A 17,006-nucleotide genomic window follows, 5' to 3' on the forward strand; every position below is an offset into this window, starting at 1 on the left:
GCGTCCGGCCCCGGGTACGACGCCCTCACCTCAACGCCAACTCTGGCGGAAGGAGAACCGGCCGGCGTCCCACAGCTGTAGGCGCTGTGCACGGCCGTCCTGGGCCCGCTTTTCCACAGCGACCATGTCGAGAATCTTCCGGGTGATGCGCTGATCAGCAGTCGCCGCCGCAACGTTCGCGGCGCCTGACACCAGCGTCGACACGTGACTCATGTACCCGAGCGTCGCGACCCACAGGTACTCCTCGAACTCCTCGCTGAGCACCGCTTCTCCCGGCTTGTGACCCCTAAGCCGGATTCGCTGCTCGATGCGTTGCAGCAACTTCCTCCACTCGGCTATGTCGGTTTTGGTGCTGCGCCGGTACGGCTCCAACTCGATGAGCATCCAGCGCGCTTCGGACTGCACCCGTGCTGCCTCCCGGGCGCCGCTGCGCTGCGCCGCGAGCTGCTGCCGCATGTCATGACCAGCCAGCACGACTCTGACGCCCATGTTCTGCAGGGACTTAAAACCGTCGTGGACGTACTTGCCGGTCTGACCGTCGAAGTTGATGAACTGAATCTCGTCGACGAAGACCCACCGAATGCGGTGCCGCTCCACGGCTCGGCCGAACGCGGCGCGGGCGTCTTTGTCGAACGGTGCTCCGACCTGTTGGCAGAGGAGCGCGAAGAGTTGCTGCTCTGCTTGTTTCTTCGGCAGATCCACTACGACGACGTCTCTACGGGGTGCGGTGAACAGGCCGCCGTCGAGAAGCGGCGCGCTGATGCCGATGCGGGCATCCCAGGCCGCTTGGCACATCGTCTCTGCCGCGATACGACGAAGGAGCTTCGTCTTCCCGGTCCCTGGAGGACCGGTGACGAGGGTGATCGGGATCAGATCGGCAGTGCGGCGAGGCTGCGGGCTTCGGACGGTGCGGTACTGCATCTCGGCTCCCGCAGTATGGCGGGTACGAAGGTACGGCCAGGAGTGATGCCAATCTTCGAGCGCGGCCCGGTAACGCCGTCGCTCGTCAAGCCCCGCACCGACCTGCAACTGTCCAGGATCGGGAACATCTGCGCCGGCAACACCGAGAACGAAGGAACGGTCTTGCTCGGCCATCATCCCCCAGCTCTGCTCCGGATCGGGGTCCTCGCCAAATAGCCGCCTGACCGACGTCGGGAGGACGTCCTGATGAATGAGCGTCATGCGAATCGTCCAAACAGGTCGTCGAGTTCATCGAGATCTTCGTCGATGTCGCCGTCGGCCTCGTCGATGATCGTCTCGAGGTCGTAGTCCATGTCGCTCGGGATCACGGTGCCGGAATCAAGCGCTCGCAGCCGCTCGTAGGCGACCGCGTTCATCTCGTCGGTCCGGGATAGCTCCGACCGGCTTCTGCGAATCAACTCGTCATCAGTGCGCCACTGAACGAGCAGCTGCAGCATCCGGTCCTGGTACTCCGTCCGCCGGAGTGTCAGGTCGCCGACCTGTCCGCCGAGGACGGTGAGGGAGTGGTCCGAGAACTGGGGCGTGTCTTCGGTGCGGAGTACCCAGGGCACTTCCCACGCAGTTCCGTCCGGGTCGAAGCAGTACACCTGGCGCAGGTCGGACGGGTTGTAGTGGAACGTCCAGTAGCCGTCTCGGGAAGCACCCGGGGTGCGCAGTAATGTCTCGATGATGGGCGCGTTGAAGAGCTCGTAGCGGCGGGTGATGCCGTATTTGCGGAGCTTCGCGCGGAAGGTCGGAAGGAAACGGATCCACTCGTTTTCCCACTTGGGCATCTCGACGTACCCGGTCTCGCCGACGAGTTCCGCCCATCGCTGGTAGGGACTGAGGCGTCGTCCGAGCTCAGCGCGGAGGCCTCGGTGCTCGCGGAAGTTGTAGAAGTCCGTCCACTGCTGGTCGCGTTCCCAGAGCTGGTCCCAGGTGAGTAGCGCCTCGGTGTTGAGGCCGCGTTCGTCGATCGAGCCGCCGACGTAGCCGGCGCAGAGTTCCTCGAACTCGGTCTTGTAGCTCAGAAAGCTGCGCTCGATGAAGGCCTTGGCGCGCGGGTCGCGGACACGAGCGAACTCAACCTCGCAGCCCAGGCGCGCCAGCTGGTTGACGTGGAAGTTGGAGAGGAAATCCTTGCCGTTGTCAGTGATCAGACGGCGAGGCGGGATGGGCCAACGTGTCAGGGCGCGCGGCATCCCGACGAAGGGTCGCGGATAGACGCGTCCATCGACAGTCACCGTCTCACGGTCGTCGACCATCGACGCGAACGCGTCGGCGAGGGCAAGGACGACACCGACGCCAGAGGAGTGCTCGCTGATGGAGCGTCCGACGATCATCCGGGTGGCCGAGTCGATGATCTTCACCAGCGTGACCCGGTAGGTACGGGTCTTTCCGCTTCGGTCCTTCGGATCCCAGAGCATGACGTTCGAGGTGGTGGCGTCGATCTGCCAGAGCGAACCGGGTCGCTCCAGATGGCGCGGGGCGAAGGACTGCTTGGGTGCTTGTTCGGTGCCGTGCTTCGTCTTTGACTTGGTCCTCAGATGCGGCATCCGCTTGTGCACGCGATCGACGAGACGGTAGAACGTCCGCTCCGACGGCGGCTTCGTGATGTCGGGAGCCGTGCCGAGAAGCCAAAGGCGGAACTCGAGGTACTGCGTCTGCGTGTGCAGAGCCGGGTCGAACACGCGGTTGAGTAGGAACTCCTCCACGAGGACGGGGATGTCGGCGTAGCGGTTCGTACGACGTTCCCGGGTGTAGCGACCGTCGACAGTCGCTGTGGGGCCGGCCCCTTCTCGCTTGATGGCGCGGCTGACGCGCTTGCGCGCCGTCTCGTAGGGAATCTCGTCGTGCTCCGCGATGCGTCTCGCGATCGCGGCGATGCGTTTGCGCTCGTTATGGATGACCTCCGGGTCAACGTCTCGGGAGGGCTGGTCGTCGTCCCCTTGCCAGGGCGCAATGCCGGTGTCGATGTAGCGAATCAGCGCGCGGTGATCGTTGAGCTTGCCGATCGCGTGGTCGCTCAGCCGGTCATCGAGGTCATGCAGCAGCATCGACGCCGGCGGCGGGTTCTCCGGACTTGCAATCGCTTTGACGACCGCGCGTAGCGGCCGGGGAGTCACGGGCCGGTTCGCAGCGTCGACGAATTGCACCCACCCGTCAGCCCATGACTGCACGTAAACCTGTTCGCCGTCGAGCACCACCGGCATACCCACCCGCAGCTTCGCGACCCACTCCGAGTCCTTCGTCACGGGTTCACCGTCCACACGATCGAGGTCGGCCGGAACGGCAACCGCATGTCGGTGCGAAGGTCGCGACGCCACAGCATCCTGCGGATCAGCATCATCGCGAACCCGGGCTCGTAACCTCGCGCGGCAATGCGTGCCACAAGTTCGACTACGGGCATGGGGCGCGAGCACAACTCAGCCGCGATTGGCGCCCAGCGGCAGTAGGACGGTCCCGGGACCCGCGCTTCGGTAAAGTTCTCGAGATTCGCCTGCATCAGTCGCGGCATCCCCGTCCAGACCTCGTACCCCATACCTGCTTCGGCGAGGACGTCCCGGATGAGCGCCGCGCGAGCCTGCCACTTCCGTTTTGCCGCCTGTTCCGGGTTCTTCACGTCGACGACCAGCGGCGGCAGCCCGTCCCCGAGAAGGACTAGGTCCGGTGTGTGGAGCTTGCACGGCGCTCCTCGCTCGAACGCCAACGTGAACGGCTGACCACCGATGTAGCGCACCGCCGGGTGGAAGTCGGCGAGAGTGATGAAGTCGCGCTCCAGATGCGACTCCGCCCCAACGAGCGAACCGGTCGTGTGCGTCCAAACGGCGACCGGCTTATGTTCCTGCGTCAACCGACGAGAGAACTCCCGCATCGGATGAGCGGTCGAGAGCAGCTTCGCCGTCAGGTCAGCCACTTGCACACTGCGGACCGTGCGCCCGTCCGTCGAGTACCCGGCAACAACGCCGGACGCCGGCCGCGCCGGCTTCAAGCGGTACGTCGACCACGGCCGATGAACCCTCACTCGCAGCCCCTCGATCAGGGCCCCGACGCGATTCGGCGTGTGCCGGAGATTCGCCGCCCAGGCGTTCAGAACCGCCATGGGATCGACATCCCACTCACCGACGCGTGTCCGGCCGCGATGAGCCAACCGTTCACTGTCGCGAAGGAGCGCGATACCGAGGGCTCCAGCCCATGCAGGAGGAACGCTGGGGAGTCGCACCTGCAACGGCTGATTGGGACGGTCGAGGCCCCCGTCGCTCGTCGTCGCCAGAGACAGATCACTGAGACTCATGCCGAGCACCGTAGCCTAGTTATTGAGACTAGGCTACGGTGCTCAGAAGCTATCGATCGGACTCCACTTGTTCCCGAGCTTCACGTACCCAACGCGACACCGCCGTCTGGCTGGCTCCTGCTGCTTCGCCGATCTTCGTCGTCGTCAATCCCAGGTTGCTTGCCTCGACCACGAGCCGTCGACGTTGCTGCTCGATTCGTCGGATTTCCAGCTCGGACTCCCGAAGCTCAGCCAGCACCTCCTCAGCACGGACCGGGTCAGTTGCAACCTTCTGGGGACGGCGCGAGCGGCGGGGGGAGAGTGGTTCGGTCATGTGTCTGTTCCGATGAGATCAACGAACGTCGGAACGGCGCTTGCACGGCCCACGGGCGCGTGGAATGATCCGACGCGAAACTCGCTCGGATCGGAAGTGGAACTCTCGACCTCGGTGGGCACTGCACACGGTTTCCAGGTCGTGTGTCGAAGGGTCAATGACGACCCTTGCCAGTCGTGCCTCCAAGCCATCGTAGCTCCCGCGTCCCGTCGTCTCGCCGGGCCGGCTCTTAGCCCGCCGGACTCCTCTATTCTCCCTCGTCTACGAGGCGAATCGACAGATCCGAGGGTACGGGGACTATGAACGATCTTGATTTGGCCTTCGGCAGGCTTGTCGGCGTCATCGCTCATGGCCGCGACTACGGTCGGGTCGACGAGCCGCAGCGCGGTCCGCGCGGACGCCAAGCGACACCCGAGGAGGAGGAGTTCCTCATCCGTTCCGGGAGTTGCACGCGCGAGGAGTACGCGGAGTCGAACGCGGAAGTCGCCCGTGGCGAGCTCGACGAGATCGAACGCCGCACGGAACTCGAGGGGCTCGTCGCTTCGCTGACCGGGGAGGAAGCCGCAGAGTGGTTGAGCATCAGCGACGCGGAACTGCATGCGCTCCTCGCCGCGGGAGAAGTGACCGCCTTCGTCTGCCACGGTCAGTTGCGGTACCCGGCGTGGCAGTTCACCGATGACCCAGCGATGCCTGTCCTTCCCGGCCTCGCTCGACTCACGCCGGCGTGGGGCGAGCAAAAGCACCCGTCCACGATCCTCGGCTTCATGTACAACGCGGACCTCGAGATAGAGGGGACCGATGAGTCCTTCACGCCCGTCGAGCGGTTGAGCATCGGCGGCGATGTCCAGGTCGTCCTCGACCATCTCGAAGCCGCGAGTTGGCCGTAGGAACCACTCGGATGCACACGGGTCCGCCATCTCGCGTCTCGCAATCGCCCTCCACCTACCCACCCCTACAGGCGGCGTCCTGCGGGGGACCAAGAAGTCGAACAAGAGGGGAGTGCCCGATGACGTCACGGGTACAGATCGCACGCGCACGCGCACGTGTTGCTCTCGCCGCCCTGACGGGTGAAGACCTGCCCGACAGCGTCCGCAGCACCGCCACCATGGACTTCGCGGATGCGGACGACGCTGTCCTGGTCACCCGGGACCGCGTTCTTGACCGGCCGCGGCAAGACGGCGCCTTTACGCGACTGATCGGTGTTCACGCTGGCGGTCGAGATTTTGGGCCGCGCCACAATCCGCCGCGTCCTCGAACCGGCCGAGATCTCACACCCGACGAGGAAGACGCCCTCATCGAGTCCGCGTTCGGTACACGGGAGCGGTACGAAGCCGCGAAGGCTGCCGTCGCGCGAGGAGAGCTCGACGCAGCCGCACGCCGCTCTTGGCAGCGCTCAATGAGCGCCTCCCTCACCCTGGAGGAAGCGGCCGACTGGCTGGACGTCGGAACGGGACGGGTCCTCACCGACCTCGCGTTCGGCGACCTGTTCGCGTTCGTGTGCGATGACGAGCTTCTGTTTCCCGCATGGCAGTTCACCGACGACCCGGACCAGCCATCGCTGCACTACATGTCGTCGCTGGTCGGAGCCTTCGATGACGACATGCACCCGACGTCGATCCTCGGGTTCATGACGACGCCGCACTCGTACACGCAGATCGAAGGAGAGCCGGCTACACCCGTCGAGTGGCTTACTGCGGGCCGACACGTGCAGCCTTTGCTGGAACTACTCGAGACGCGGCGCCTGATTTAGCTTCCGCGCCGAAGTGCTCCTCAACTCTTCCGACTTACCCCTCACCCGTGCACGCGGCACGTGCACCTCACTGGGCCCTGAGGCCGTGCGCTGGAGGGGGCGGCAGGACCTCACGAATGTCGAGATCAGAACTGGATGTACCCGTTCCAGCCCCGCTCCGCGTCTGACCCGTCCTCCCCGAAAATGTCGGGATCGATCGGGAAGTGCTCGTTCCGGAAGTGATCGAGCGACTCCCGAGCCTTGTCCCGCAGTGCAGAAACATCCTCAGCGGGGTGCATACGAAACAGCATCGCGGTCCGTCGCTCCAGGACCGCGTCCCACAGCTGGCGACGGCTCACCTCGGCCATCAGCTGCCCGGCGACCAACATCGAGTGGAACTCGAGCGGTCCCGCGAACCGATCCATCAGCGTGATCAGATCCCGATCTTTGACTGCCATGAAGACCCTGGGCTGCCGGTTCTGCTGCTCTATCATCCAGCGCACCTGCGCCCTCGCATCCTCGAACGGCTGCCGTTCTGGATCCTTTGGCATGACATCCCCCTCCAGCCACAGCACGATGCATGGGCTTCGCGATGTACAACAGTAGGCAGCTTCGCCCTGAGTCATGCTTCTGACTTTCGCTCCCTATTGGGGAGGGCTGGTCGCTACGGCTGCAGGAGCTCTCGCTCGATGCGTACCGCGACGGCGTCCCGCATCGGCCGCACGTCTTCTGGTGACCAGGAGGTGGGGTCGGGGAACGACCACTCGAGGACCGTGCCGCGCGGTTCTGCGGGGAGTTCGAGGTCGGGCTTCATGAGGACGACGATGTCCGCCTGTTCGAGCAGGTCGGCCGTCACTCGCCGGGGCACGCGTCCCGTGATGTCGAGGACGAGCTCGCCCACGGTCGCGGCGATCGAGGGGTTCACCTCGTCGGCCGGGGTGATGCCGGCGGAGATGGCCGTGTACCGGTCGGGGGCTGCGATTTCGAGGAGGGCGGCACCGAGCTGGGAGCGTCCGGCGTTGTGCTTGCAGATGAACAGGACGGTCGGCTTCGTGATCACGGGTGCGAGTCCAGTCAGTTGGTGCAGCACGAGGTGCTGTCTGCGGTCGGCTCGGGCGTAGCGCAGCAGGCCGCATCCTCAGCGGCAGGCGTGGCGGTAGCGGCTGGGGTGGTGCAGCAGGAGGTCCCGCCGATGTCGGTGGAGCAGACGCCGGTCTCGGGGAGGATGAGCTGCACGTCGCGGGCGGCCTGGTGGTCGCCGGCCAGCTCAGCGGCGATGGAGCGGACCTGCTCGTAGCCGGTGAGGAGCAGGAAGGTGGGTGCTCGGCCGTAGGACTTCATCCCGGCGATGAAGAAGTTCGGTTCCGGATGGGCGAGCTCGGCGACGCCGTGCGGCGGGACGGAGCCGCAGGAGTGCAGGTTCGGGTCGATGAGCGGTGCGAGGGCTCGGGGTGCTTCGACGATGTCGTCGAGGCCGAGGCGGATCTCGCGGAGCATGTCGAGGTCGGGCCGGAACCCGGTCGCGTTCACGATGACGTCGACGGTCACCGCGAAGGGCTCTCCGGCGCGACGGCCGGTGACGGTGACCTGGTCGCCGTCGGGTCGGACGTCGTCGATCTCGTACGAGGCGATCTGCTGCACCTGACCGGATTCCACGAGGCCGTGGACGGTGGAGCCGAGCTGACCGCGGGCGGCGAGCCCGTCGGCGGCATCCGTGCCGAGGCGTGCTGTACCCGGGTTGCGGATCGCCCAAAGCACGTCGGTGCCGGGTGCGTCCTTCGCGAGGGCGGCGAGCTTGATGAGGGTGTTCGCGGCGGAGTGCCCGGCGCCGACGACGAGGACCCGCTTTCCGGCGAACCGTGCGCGGTCGGCGCCCAGCACGTCCGGCAGCGCGGAGGTGATCCGGGTCCCCAGCATGCCGGTGGGCTCGAGCCCTGCGGAGGTGAGCGGGTTCGGGGAGGTGTGGGTGCCGGAGGTGTCGATGACGGCTCGTGCGGTGACGGTGTTGGTGGTGTCGCCGGTGCGCGTGCGGAGCAGGAACGGGGTGTCTGCGCGGCCGGTGGAGCGGGTGCGGTCCATGCCCTGCCGTGACACCGCCTCCACGCGGCTGCCGTACTGGATCACCGGTGCGAGCTGCGGGGTCGCTGCCAGGGGTGCCAGGTACGTGTCGACAAGGTCCTGGCCGGTGGGCAGCGATGATGCCCGCGGTGCTTCCCAGCCGGTGGCTCCCAGGAGGCGCTGTGCGGCAGGGTCGATGACGTACTGCCACGGAGAGAACAGGCGCGTGTGCCCCCACGCGCGAACGCTGGTCCCGGCGGTGGGCCCGGCTTCGTAGACGACGACCTCGAGACCCTGCTCGAGGAGGTGCGCGGCTGCGGCGAGTCCAACGGGGCCGGCGCCGATGACGGCGACGGGGAGTCCGGTGAGGCGGTCCGCGGTGGTGCGTGGTGGGACGGTGAGGGTGAGCGTCATGGTCTGCGGCTTCCTGGTCGTTACGCGGTTGCTTCGGCTGGGAGCAGCTCGGCCAGGAGCGTCTGGACGCGGTGCTTGATGTCGTCGCGGATGGGGCGGACGTCCTCGATGCCGCGGCCGGCGGGGTCGGTGAGTTCCCAGTCCTCGTACCGCTTGCCGGGGAAGATCGGGCATGCGTCGCCGCAGCCCATCGTGATGACGGCGTCGGAGTCGCGGACGGCGTCGGTGGTGAGGATCTTCGGCTGGTTGCCGGCGATGTCGATGCCGTCTTCGGCCATCGCCTGAATCGCAATCGGGTTGATCTGGTCCTTCGGCTCGGAGCCGGCGGAGAGGACCTCGACGCGGTCGCCGCCGAGGGCCTGGGCGTAGCCGGCGGCCATCTGGGAGCGTCCGGCGTTGTGGACGCAGACGAACAAGATCGTGGGCTTGTCACTCATGGGTGTGTGTCTTTCCGGGTTCAGTGGATGAGGGTGAGCCAGCCGGCGAGGGCGGCGAGGGTGATGGCGAGGACGGGGATGGTGAGGACGATGCCGGTGCGGAAGTACTGCCCCCACCCGATGTGGATGCCCTTCTTCTCCAGCACGTGCAACCACAGCAGCGTCGCGAGGGAACCGATGGGGGTGATCTTCGGACCGAGGTCGGAGCCGATGACGTTGGCATAGACCATCACCTCGTGCGTCAGCCCGGTCGCGCCGGCACCGCCGATGGCGAGGGCGGCGATGAGGACGGTGGGCATGTTGTTCATCAGGGACGCGAGGATCGCGATGGTGAACCCGACGCCGAGCGCCGTGACGAGGACCCCGTGGTCACCGAACACGTCGAACAGCGTCGCGAGTTGATCGGTGAGGCCCTGGTTCTGCAGGCCGTAGACGACGAGGTACATGCCGATGGAGAACAGCACGATCTGCCACGGCGCCTCCCGGATCGTCTTCCACACCGGAATCACCCGCCCCAACGGCGCCCCTGCACCGCCACCGGCGTCACGGACGGTGGCGGTGCCGCCGGTGGTGACCAGGACCGGTGCGGCCTGGGCGCGGGCGAAGAGGAACGCGGGCTGCCGGGCCGCCACGGCGACGATCACGACCGCCCCGACGCCAGCGACGGCCGCGAGGGGCACACCGAGCGGGTCGGCGGCGAAGTAGCCGACGAGCAGCAGCGCGAGGACGACCCAGCCTGCACGGAACGTCGCCCGATCCTTCACAGCCGCGGCGGGGCTGGTGAGGGCGAGGACGTCGTACCGCTTCGGGATGCTCCTACCGAAGTAGAGCAGCAGCATGCCGAGGGAGGCCAAGACGGAGACGATGCCGACGGGGATCATGACGGCGGCGTGCTCGGCGAAGCCGAGGTGGAAGTAGTCGGCGGAGACGATGTTGACCAGGTTCGACACCACCAGCGGCAAGCTGCCGGTGTCCGCGATGAACCCGGTGGCGAGGATGAACCCGAGCGCCGCCTTCTGCGGCATCTTCAGGGCCCGGAGCATCCCGACGACGATCGGGGTGAGGATCAGCGCGGCACCGTCGTTGGCGAACACCGCCGCGATGACGGCGCCGAGGCCCACGATCAGCACGAACAGCAGCCGTCCGTTACCGCGGCCCCAGCGGGCAACGTGAAGGGCCGCCCACTCGAAGAACCCGGCCTCGTCGAGGATCAACGAGATCAGCACCACCGCGACGAACGTCAGCGTCGCGTTCCAGACGATCCCGACCACTGTCGGGACATCTCCGAGGCCGACGACGGTGGTGGCGAGGGCGATGACGGCGCCGATGAGGGCGGTGTACCCGATCGGGAAGCCCTTGGGCTGCCAGATCACCACCACGAGCGTCGCGACGAAGATCGCCGCAGCCACCACAGCCATCACCATCAGCCGGTCACTCCGGCCTGATTCACTGCAGCCTGGTTCGCGGCGGCGGCGCGCTCCCAGCCCTGCGCGGCGACCTGCACGGCGTCCCACGGGGAGCCGAGCGGCGGCGTGTAGCTGAGGTCGAGGTCGATCACGTCATCCACGGTGAGCTCCGCGTGGAGGGCGGTGGCGAACGTGTCGATGCGCTTGCTGATCTCCGCCGTGCGCTGCCCGACGATCTGCGCACCGAGGAGCCGGCCGGTGGCCTGGTCGCCGGTGACGCTGATCGTCAGCGGGACTGCGCCTGGGTAGTACCGCTTGTGGTCATCCGCCACCGTCAGCCGCGTCAACGGCGACACCTCCAGTGGGCCGGTCTCGTGCTGGCGGAGGCCGGTGCGGGCAGCGACGAGGTCGAACACCTTCACCACCTGCGTCCCCACCGAACCTGCGAAGACCTTGCTGCCGCCGAGCATGTTCTCCCCGGCGACACGACCCTGCTTGTGCGCCGTCGTCCCGAGCGGCAACCAGGTTGTGCCGAGGAGGCGATGGTGCGTCACGACGCAATCACCGGCAGCCCACACGTGCGGCACCCCGGTCCGCATGCTGGCGTCGACGACGATCGCGCCAGTCTGACCGAGGCGTGCCCCGGCGGCGACGGCGAGGTCCGTCACCGGGCGGACGCCGACACAGACCACGACGAGCGCGAACGTGCCCTCCGCGTCACCGGACGTCGAGGTGGTGGCGACGCGCCACTGGCTGCCGCCTGCCGGGGTAATGCCGGTGACGGTCGACCCGGTCAGGACGGTTGCGCCGTGGCGGCGGACTTCCGCGGTGACGAGGGAACCGAGTTCCGGGTCAAGGGTGGAGAGGACTTCCGGGCCGCGCTGGATCAGGGTCGTGTCGAAGCCACGGGCGACGAGCCCTTCGGTCATCTCCAGGCCGATGTAGCCGGCGCCGACCACCGCGACCCGGCTCCCCGCCGGCAGCAGCTCGAGGGCAGCGACGACCTGCTCGGCATCGGTCATCGAGTGCAGCAGGTGGATGCCCGGTTCCCCGAACGGGACCCCTGCCGGGCGGACCGGCTCGGCGCCGGTGCCGATCAGCAGCTCGTCGTAGGCAATCTCCTCGTCCCCGGCGGGGCCGGTGACGGCGAGGCGGCGGCGGTCGACGTCGACCGCGGAAGCCCAGGTGGAGGAGCGGACGGTCATGCCGGCGGCTTCGAGGTCGGCGCGGGTGCGGTGCGCGAGGGACGCTTCCGTGGCGACGTCGCCGGAGACCCAGTACGGGATGCCGCAGATGGAGAAGTTCGGGAACTCGTCCGCGAGCACCACCGTCACATCCGTCGACGGGTCGAGTTCACGGGCGCGGAGCGCCGCAGCGATGCCGGCGTCACTGCCACCGACGGCAAGGAGGTGAGTCATCAGGCTGGTCCTTCACGGATCGAGCGGGCGCCGAGAGCCGGCGCGTACATCGAAGCACGTCGATATCGACGAACGCAAATATAGACGCGTGTCGAAGTCCGTGGGAGGATGAGCCCATGACGATCGAGCTGCTCCCCATTCAGGACGTCACCGCGTGCTGCTCACCCGTCACGACCGAGGCGATGGACCAGGCATCCGCGGAGGTCCTCGCGAAGTCACTCAAAGCGATCGCCGACCCGGCACGGCTCCGGCTCATCTCGATGGTCGCCGCGCACGACGGCGCCGAGGCGTGCGTCTGTGACCTGCAGGAACCGCTCGGCCTGTCCCAGCCGACCGTGTCGCACCACCTCAAGGTCCTCGTCGACGCCGGGATCCTGCACCGTGAGAAGCGCGGCACGTGGGCGTACTTCTCCCTCGTCTCTGGGGCCCTCGACACCCTCGCCGGCCTCATCACCGCACCGACGAAGTAGGCAATCAAGCCGTTCCGGTCGAGCATCGATCAGAGGTGGAGCCCTTTGAACTCGGGCAACTCTTCACCGAAATGGGGCGCCACGCTCAAAGACCGCCAGCAGGCGGGTACGTCAACGGGCCAGAGCAAGCCGAGTTGGAGGGTTTGTAAACGGTCGGCGCACGTTGTCCGCTCTTGAAGCTCCGACTGCAGTGCCACGATGACATCGCGATCGTTGTGACCACCATCAGTGCCGCTCCGACCGCGCCGGCTCCGGTCGATTGGACCGGCGCAGAGTAATGGGTCTGACTGTCTCGTTAGCGGATCTGTATCTGAAACGTCGGGCACTGCGCTCCGCGTCGCTCGGCGATGTTCGTTCTAGTCGTCATCGTCATCCTCGTGTTCCACGAGTTCGCCTTCCCATGCTTCGCGTCCTTCGTGGATGGCGAAGAGGGCGATGACGAATCCTGCGACGGGGTCGAGCCAGGCTGCGCCGGTGAGGGTGTAGAGGATGAGTCCGATGAGGGTCGAGACGCTGAGGAGGACGCAGATGCGGGTTTCTGCCGCGTCGGCGAGGATGAGCGGGTCGCCGAGCTTCTTTCCGACTCGGGTCTTGAGTGCGGCGAGGACTGGCATGACGATGATCGAGAGGATGAGAAGCACGACGCTGACCGGGGAGGTCTCGGGGGCTTCGTGGGTGATCAGGCTGCGGATGCCATCGATCACGACGTAGGCGGCGAGGAGGAAGAACGTCACGGCGACGAACTTCAACGTGCGTCGCTCCTTGGTCTCATCCGCTTCGCCGTGACGGAGCCTGGCGGCGAGGCGGATGCCCACCAGCACGGCGACGATTGATTCGATTCCGGAGTCGATACCGAACCCGATGACGGACACGAGCCCCGCGGCGATCCCCGCGGTGATGGCAACGATTCCTTCGAGGACGTTGTATGCGACGGTGAACTGCGCGAGGCGGAGCCCTCGTCGGGTGAGCTGCTCCGCTTCGGTTTCGGTGAGCGTGCTCATTCGCTAGCCCTCGCGTCCGAGCCGTAGGTGCCGCAGAGATCGACTTGGTAGCCGGTGGCCTGCAGCAGTGCCTCCGCGGACTCGAGGAGGTCCATCAACTCGGGACGGGAGAGGCTGTAGAACACTTGCCGGCCCTGCGCCCGCCCCTCCACGAGCGCGCAGTCGCGCAGGCATGCGACGTGCTCGGAGAGGGTCGATTGAGCAAGACGGAGCTCCGCGACGAGGTCGCTTACGCGAGCTTCCCCTTGGCGGAGTCGGCGCAGGATGCGCAGACGGGTCGGGTCTGCGAGAGAGTGGAACAGCGATACCGCGGCAAGATCGCCCCGCGCTTCTACGATCGGCATATGCCGATGATATCGGCGTAGCGCGGTTCGTGCGTTCAAGGTGGGCTACCGGTTCTGGTCGGTGCTTGCTCGATCGTGCTCATGGGGATGCCACCGACGACCATGCGTTGTAGCGGGCTGCACGTGGGCGTTAGAGGAGCGTGACGTACTGGCCGATGTGTGCGCCGACCGTGTACATCAGCGATGACCACAGTCCGGTGACCATGAGGACACCGATGAGGATCAGCGTGCCACCACCGATCAGGTTAACGGTCCGTAGGTGCCGTTTGACGCGGCTGATCGCGGTGGTGGCCCAGGTGGTACCGAGGGCGAGGAGGAGGAAGGGGATGCCGAGTCCGAGGCAGTAGGCGACGCCGAGCAGGACGCCGTTCCAGGTGCTCGCGGCTTGCAGGCTCAGCAAATTGATCGCGGTGAGGGTCGGGCCAAGGCAGGGGGTCCATCCGAGCCCGAACACGATCCCGAGCAGGGGTGCGCCGGCGATGCCGGTGGCCGGTTTCCATCGTGGTTTGAGGGTGCGCTGCAGGATCCCGAAGCGGCCGATGAACACGAGTCCCATGATGATGACGAAGCCGCCGAGGATCTGCGTGAGCAGGTCGCGCCAGCGGATCAGCCAGAAGCCGGCGGCGCCGAATGCGGCGGCGTAGGCGACGAAGATGACGGTGAAGCCGAGGATGAACAGGAGCACGCCCAGGGTGAGCGTGCTGCGGCGGCGTTGTTCTGCGACACCGCCGATGAAGCCGAGGTACCCGGGGACGAGTGGGAGGACGCATGGTGAGAGGAAGGACACCAGCCCGGCCAGGAGTGCGACCGGCACGGCGATCAGGAGCTGTCCGCTGAGGATCGCTTCCGCGAAGGGGTTCCCGGTCACGCTGATCGCTCCGTGGGCGCGGGCTCGTCCTTGTGCCTGCCCGGCATCAGGAAGCGGATCGCGAATCCGGCGATCCCCAGGGTGGCGAAGATGTCGGCGACGTTGAAGATGGCGAACCAGTCGATGTTGATGAAGTCGACGACTTCGCCAGTGAGCGGTCCGGACTCGGCGCGGGTGATGCGGTCCCAGAGGTTGCCTGCGGCCCCGCCGACGGCGACGCTCATCAGCCCAGTGGCGAGCATGTCGGCGCCGCGCACGGCGCGCACGACTGCCCACGTTGCCAGGCACAACGTCAGGGCGATGATGCCGAGTGCGAGCGGCGGCCCCATCTCGTTGCCGAGGCTGAAAGCGACGCCGGGGTTGAACACGAGCTGGAGGGTCGCACCCGGAGCCAGCTCAATTGTGCGCGACGGGCCGAGGTCGGACAGTGCCCACGCTTTCGTGAGCTGGTCGATGGTGAGCGCGGCCCCGGCGATCAGCAGCACCACGACCACTCGGATACCCGCTCTCACGAGAGCACGTCGATGAGGCGCATGATCACACCGGACTCGATCAGGATGTAGAGGCCCAGGCCCGTGAACACGGCGGGCACGAGCCAGTGCTCGATCTTCTCGAGGGCTTCCGTGACGGTCTTGTTCGTCCCCACGAAGCGAGCCACGAGGCACCACACCGCGACGAGCACGAGGAACACCGCAATCGTGACCACGGTGTCCGGGATCGGGGTCGTCCGGAACACCGGCGTGTAGAGGGAGATGTTGTCGGCGCCGTTGGCGATGGTGATCCCCGCGACCCCGAGGACCCCACCCGCGCGCACCGCCGAGTCGTCGTCGTCGTCATCACCGCGTCGTCGCAGAGCACGGATCAACCCCACCAGACCAATACCCAGGGGGATGAGCCCCAGCAGTCCCACCCACTTGTCCGGAACGATGGTGAGTCCCGCGGCAGCGAGGACACTGATCGCGACGAGGGCAATGAAGCCGGCGTACTGACCGACGACGACCTTCCACCCCGGCAACGTTCCACGCGTCGATGCGAGGAACAGGACCGTCAGGACCACGACGTCATCGATGTTGGTGGCAGCAAAGAGCCCCACCGCCGCCGCAATCGTGCCGATCATCGGTTCGACTCAGCAAGCGGCGGCCGAGACCCGGGAGCCACCATCCGACAAGTAATCGCCATACGCCGATCATATCGGCTTGGACCGATGAAGGGCGACGTGCAACCTGCCGTGCCTCCACCTCACTGCAGGACGCAAGCGATAGCCCGCCGCGAAAACGACGACACCGAGCCCTCCGTTTATATCGCCGGTTTCGCTGCGGCGTTTGTGGTGATCGCTCTTCGCCAACCGCCGGCCCGGAGGCGATCGCCGGCGCGCGATTACATTGTCGCCGCGGAGCGGGCTCGGTGGGCACCGCTCACAGGGTGCGTCCGGCGTTGGTGGTGAGCCAGCCGATGGGGTCGATCGGGGTGGTGCCGCCGAGCATGACCTGCAGGTGCAGGTGCGCGCCGGTGCTGGCGCCGGTGTTGCCGACGAGGCCGACGAGCTGCCCCACGGCGACGCTCTGCCCGGCGTGCAGCGGTGAGGAGCCGAAGATCATGTGCGCGTAGAGGGTGGAGATGGTCTGCCCGTCGATTTGGTGGTCGATGATGACGTACTGGCCGTACTCCGAGTGGGTGCCCGAGATCCGGACGGTGCCAGCGGCGACGGCGCCGATTGGGGTGCCGGCGCCGGGGGGGATGTCGGCGCCCTGGTGGATCGACGAGCACGCCCCGCACGGGGCGAGGCGGGGGCCGAACGGGGAGCTGACCCGGATGCTGCCGGCGATAGGCCAGCGGATATCGCCGGCGCCGGTGTTCACGATCGTCCCGGTGGGCGCGACCGCAGCCGTGCTGCTCGCCGCTGCCGTGGAGCTGTTCGTGGTGCTGGTGGTCGTCTTGGTGATCACCGGCTTCACGGCGGGCTTGGTGACGGTGTAGCCGTCCCGGTCGACGATCACCGTCAGCCCGGTCGCAGTGAAGCTCTGCCCAGCGGCGGCGGGGGTGCCGCCGGGCACGGCGACGGCGGGGCCGGTGGATGCTTGCGCGGGAAGCGCCGCGGCGGTGAACAGCGCCATCGCCGCAGCAGCACCGGTCAGCGGGATCGCCGCCAACGCCCGGGATCGGAGCGTCCGCGTCGGAGCGGGTGCGGGTGCGGCCACCGTCACGGCGGGCAGCGGCGGCTGACTCACAATAGTGGGGTTGTGGCGGCCGCGGGGCGGCCGCGGGGCGGGCATGGCGCGCTCGGCGGCGAGGG

General features: G+C 67.0%; 19 protein-coding genes. 3 read left to right on the forward strand and 16 right to left on the reverse strand.

The annotated features are described in order from the left end of the window. Positions 1-30: 30 nt before the first annotated feature. The 4 genes from BLT36_RS02640 to BLT36_RS18260 are packed head-to-tail and all read right to left on the reverse strand — an operon-like array spanning position 31 to position 4,568. Positions 31-1,182, reverse strand: coding sequence for an ATP-binding protein (locus tag BLT36_RS02640; protein WP_092091693.1), 1,152 nt, complete (start codon positions 1,180-1,182; stop codon positions 31-33). Next, complete coding sequence (locus BLT36_RS02645) at positions 1,179-3,215, reverse strand: DDE-type integrase/transposase/recombinase (protein WP_092091695.1); 2,037 nt, start codon at positions 3,213-3,215, stop codon at positions 1,179-1,181. The genes BLT36_RS02640 and BLT36_RS02645 overlap by 4 nt, the downstream gene beginning before the upstream one ends. Then, entirely contained in the window at positions 3,212-4,255 is a 1,044-nt protein-coding gene (locus BLT36_RS02650; protein WP_139166331.1) for a TnsA-like heteromeric transposase endonuclease subunit, read from the reverse strand. The genes BLT36_RS02645 and BLT36_RS02650 overlap by 4 nt, the downstream gene beginning before the upstream one ends. 49 nt (positions 4,256-4,304) lie before the next feature. Further along, on the reverse strand, positions 4,305-4,568 hold the full coding sequence (locus tag BLT36_RS18260; RefSeq protein ID WP_139166332.1) for a hypothetical protein: 264 nt from the start codon (positions 4,566-4,568) through the stop codon (positions 4,305-4,307). Between the two features lie 299 nt (positions 4,569-4,867). Here BLT36_RS18260 and BLT36_RS02655 point away from each other — a divergent pair, with 299 nt between their 5' ends. Next, positions 4,868-5,455, forward strand: coding sequence for a hypothetical protein (locus BLT36_RS02655; RefSeq protein ID WP_092091698.1), 588 nt, complete (start codon positions 4,868-4,870; stop codon positions 5,453-5,455). Positions 5,456-5,574: 119 nt separating this feature from the next. Continuing rightward, on the forward strand, positions 5,575-6,318 hold the full coding sequence (locus BLT36_RS18265; RefSeq protein WP_139166333.1) for a hypothetical protein: 744 nt from the start codon (positions 5,575-5,577) through the stop codon (positions 6,316-6,318). A gap of 125 nt (positions 6,319-6,443) precedes the next feature. Here the strand turns inward: BLT36_RS18265 and BLT36_RS02665 are convergent, their stop codons facing one another. The 6 genes from BLT36_RS02665 to BLT36_RS02690 all read right to left on the reverse strand — a co-directional run bounded on the left by BLT36_RS02665 (position 6,444) and on the right by BLT36_RS02690 (position 12,030). Further along, a complete protein-coding gene (locus BLT36_RS02665) occupies positions 6,444-6,848 on the reverse strand; it encodes a hypothetical protein (RefSeq protein ID WP_133519797.1) in 405 nt (134 codons plus the stop codon). Positions 6,849-6,961: 113 nt separating this feature from the next. Next, complete coding sequence (locus BLT36_RS02670; protein ID WP_092091704.1) at positions 6,962-7,357, reverse strand: arsenate-mycothiol transferase ArsC; 396 nt, start codon at positions 7,355-7,357, stop codon at positions 6,962-6,964. A gap of 14 nt (positions 7,358-7,371) precedes the next feature. Next, positions 7,372-8,769: an FAD-dependent oxidoreductase gene (locus tag BLT36_RS02675; protein WP_092091706.1), complete on the reverse strand. Its 1,398-nt coding sequence runs from the start codon at positions 8,767-8,769 to the stop codon at positions 7,372-7,374. Positions 8,770-8,789: 20 nt separating this feature from the next. Then, a complete protein-coding gene (locus BLT36_RS02680; RefSeq protein ID WP_092091708.1) occupies positions 8,790-9,206 on the reverse strand; it encodes an arsenate reductase ArsC in 417 nt (138 codons plus the stop codon). A gap of 20 nt (positions 9,207-9,226) precedes the next feature. Further along, entirely contained in the window at positions 9,227-10,624 is a 1,398-nt protein-coding gene (locus BLT36_RS02685; RefSeq protein WP_092094247.1) for an arsenic transporter, read from the reverse strand. A 5-nt stretch (positions 10,625-10,629) separates the two neighbouring features. Then, positions 10,630-12,030: an FAD-dependent oxidoreductase gene (locus BLT36_RS02690; protein ID WP_092091710.1), complete on the reverse strand. Its 1,401-nt coding sequence runs from the start codon at positions 12,028-12,030 to the stop codon at positions 10,630-10,632. Positions 12,031-12,146: 116 nt separating this feature from the next. Between BLT36_RS02690 and BLT36_RS02695 the strand changes: the two genes are divergently transcribed. Further along, on the forward strand, positions 12,147-12,500 hold the full coding sequence (locus BLT36_RS02695; RefSeq protein ID WP_092091712.1) for an ArsR/SmtB family transcription factor: 354 nt from the start codon (positions 12,147-12,149) through the stop codon (positions 12,498-12,500). 356 nt (positions 12,501-12,856) lie between these two features. Here BLT36_RS02695 and BLT36_RS02700 read toward each other — a convergent pair whose 3' ends face one another. The 6 genes from BLT36_RS02700 to BLT36_RS02725 form a co-directional block, all read right to left on the reverse strand. Continuing rightward, positions 12,857-13,501: a cation diffusion facilitator family transporter gene (locus BLT36_RS02700; protein ID WP_092091714.1), complete on the reverse strand. Its 645-nt coding sequence runs from the start codon at positions 13,499-13,501 to the stop codon at positions 12,857-12,859. Next, positions 13,498-13,845, reverse strand: coding sequence for an ArsR/SmtB family transcription factor (locus BLT36_RS02705; protein ID WP_092091716.1), 348 nt, complete (start codon positions 13,843-13,845; stop codon positions 13,498-13,500). Before BLT36_RS02705 ends, BLT36_RS02700 begins: the two co-directional genes overlap by 4 nt. A gap of 130 nt (positions 13,846-13,975) precedes the next feature. After that, entirely contained in the window at positions 13,976-14,713 is a 738-nt protein-coding gene (locus BLT36_RS02710) for a cytochrome c biogenesis CcdA family protein (protein ID WP_092091718.1), read from the reverse strand. Then, on the reverse strand, positions 14,710-15,201 hold the full coding sequence (locus BLT36_RS02715; protein ID WP_175529455.1) for a signal peptidase II: 492 nt from the start codon (positions 15,199-15,201) through the stop codon (positions 14,710-14,712). Before BLT36_RS02715 ends, BLT36_RS02710 begins: the two co-directional genes overlap by 4 nt. Before the next feature lie 20 nt (positions 15,202-15,221). Continuing rightward, positions 15,222-15,830: a cadmium resistance transporter gene (locus BLT36_RS02720; protein ID WP_092091722.1), complete on the reverse strand. Its 609-nt coding sequence runs from the start codon at positions 15,828-15,830 to the stop codon at positions 15,222-15,224. A 298-nt stretch (positions 15,831-16,128) separates the two neighbouring features. Then, entirely contained in the window at positions 16,129-16,941 is an 813-nt protein-coding gene (locus BLT36_RS02725; protein WP_175529456.1) for a M23 family metallopeptidase, read from the reverse strand. Positions 16,942-17,006 lie beyond the last annotated feature (65 nt).

The sequence above is a fragment of the Curtobacterium sp. UNCCL20 genome (genome assembly GCF_900101675.1).
Taxonomy (GTDB): Bacteria; Actinomycetota; Actinomycetes; order Actinomycetales; family Microbacteriaceae; genus Curtobacterium.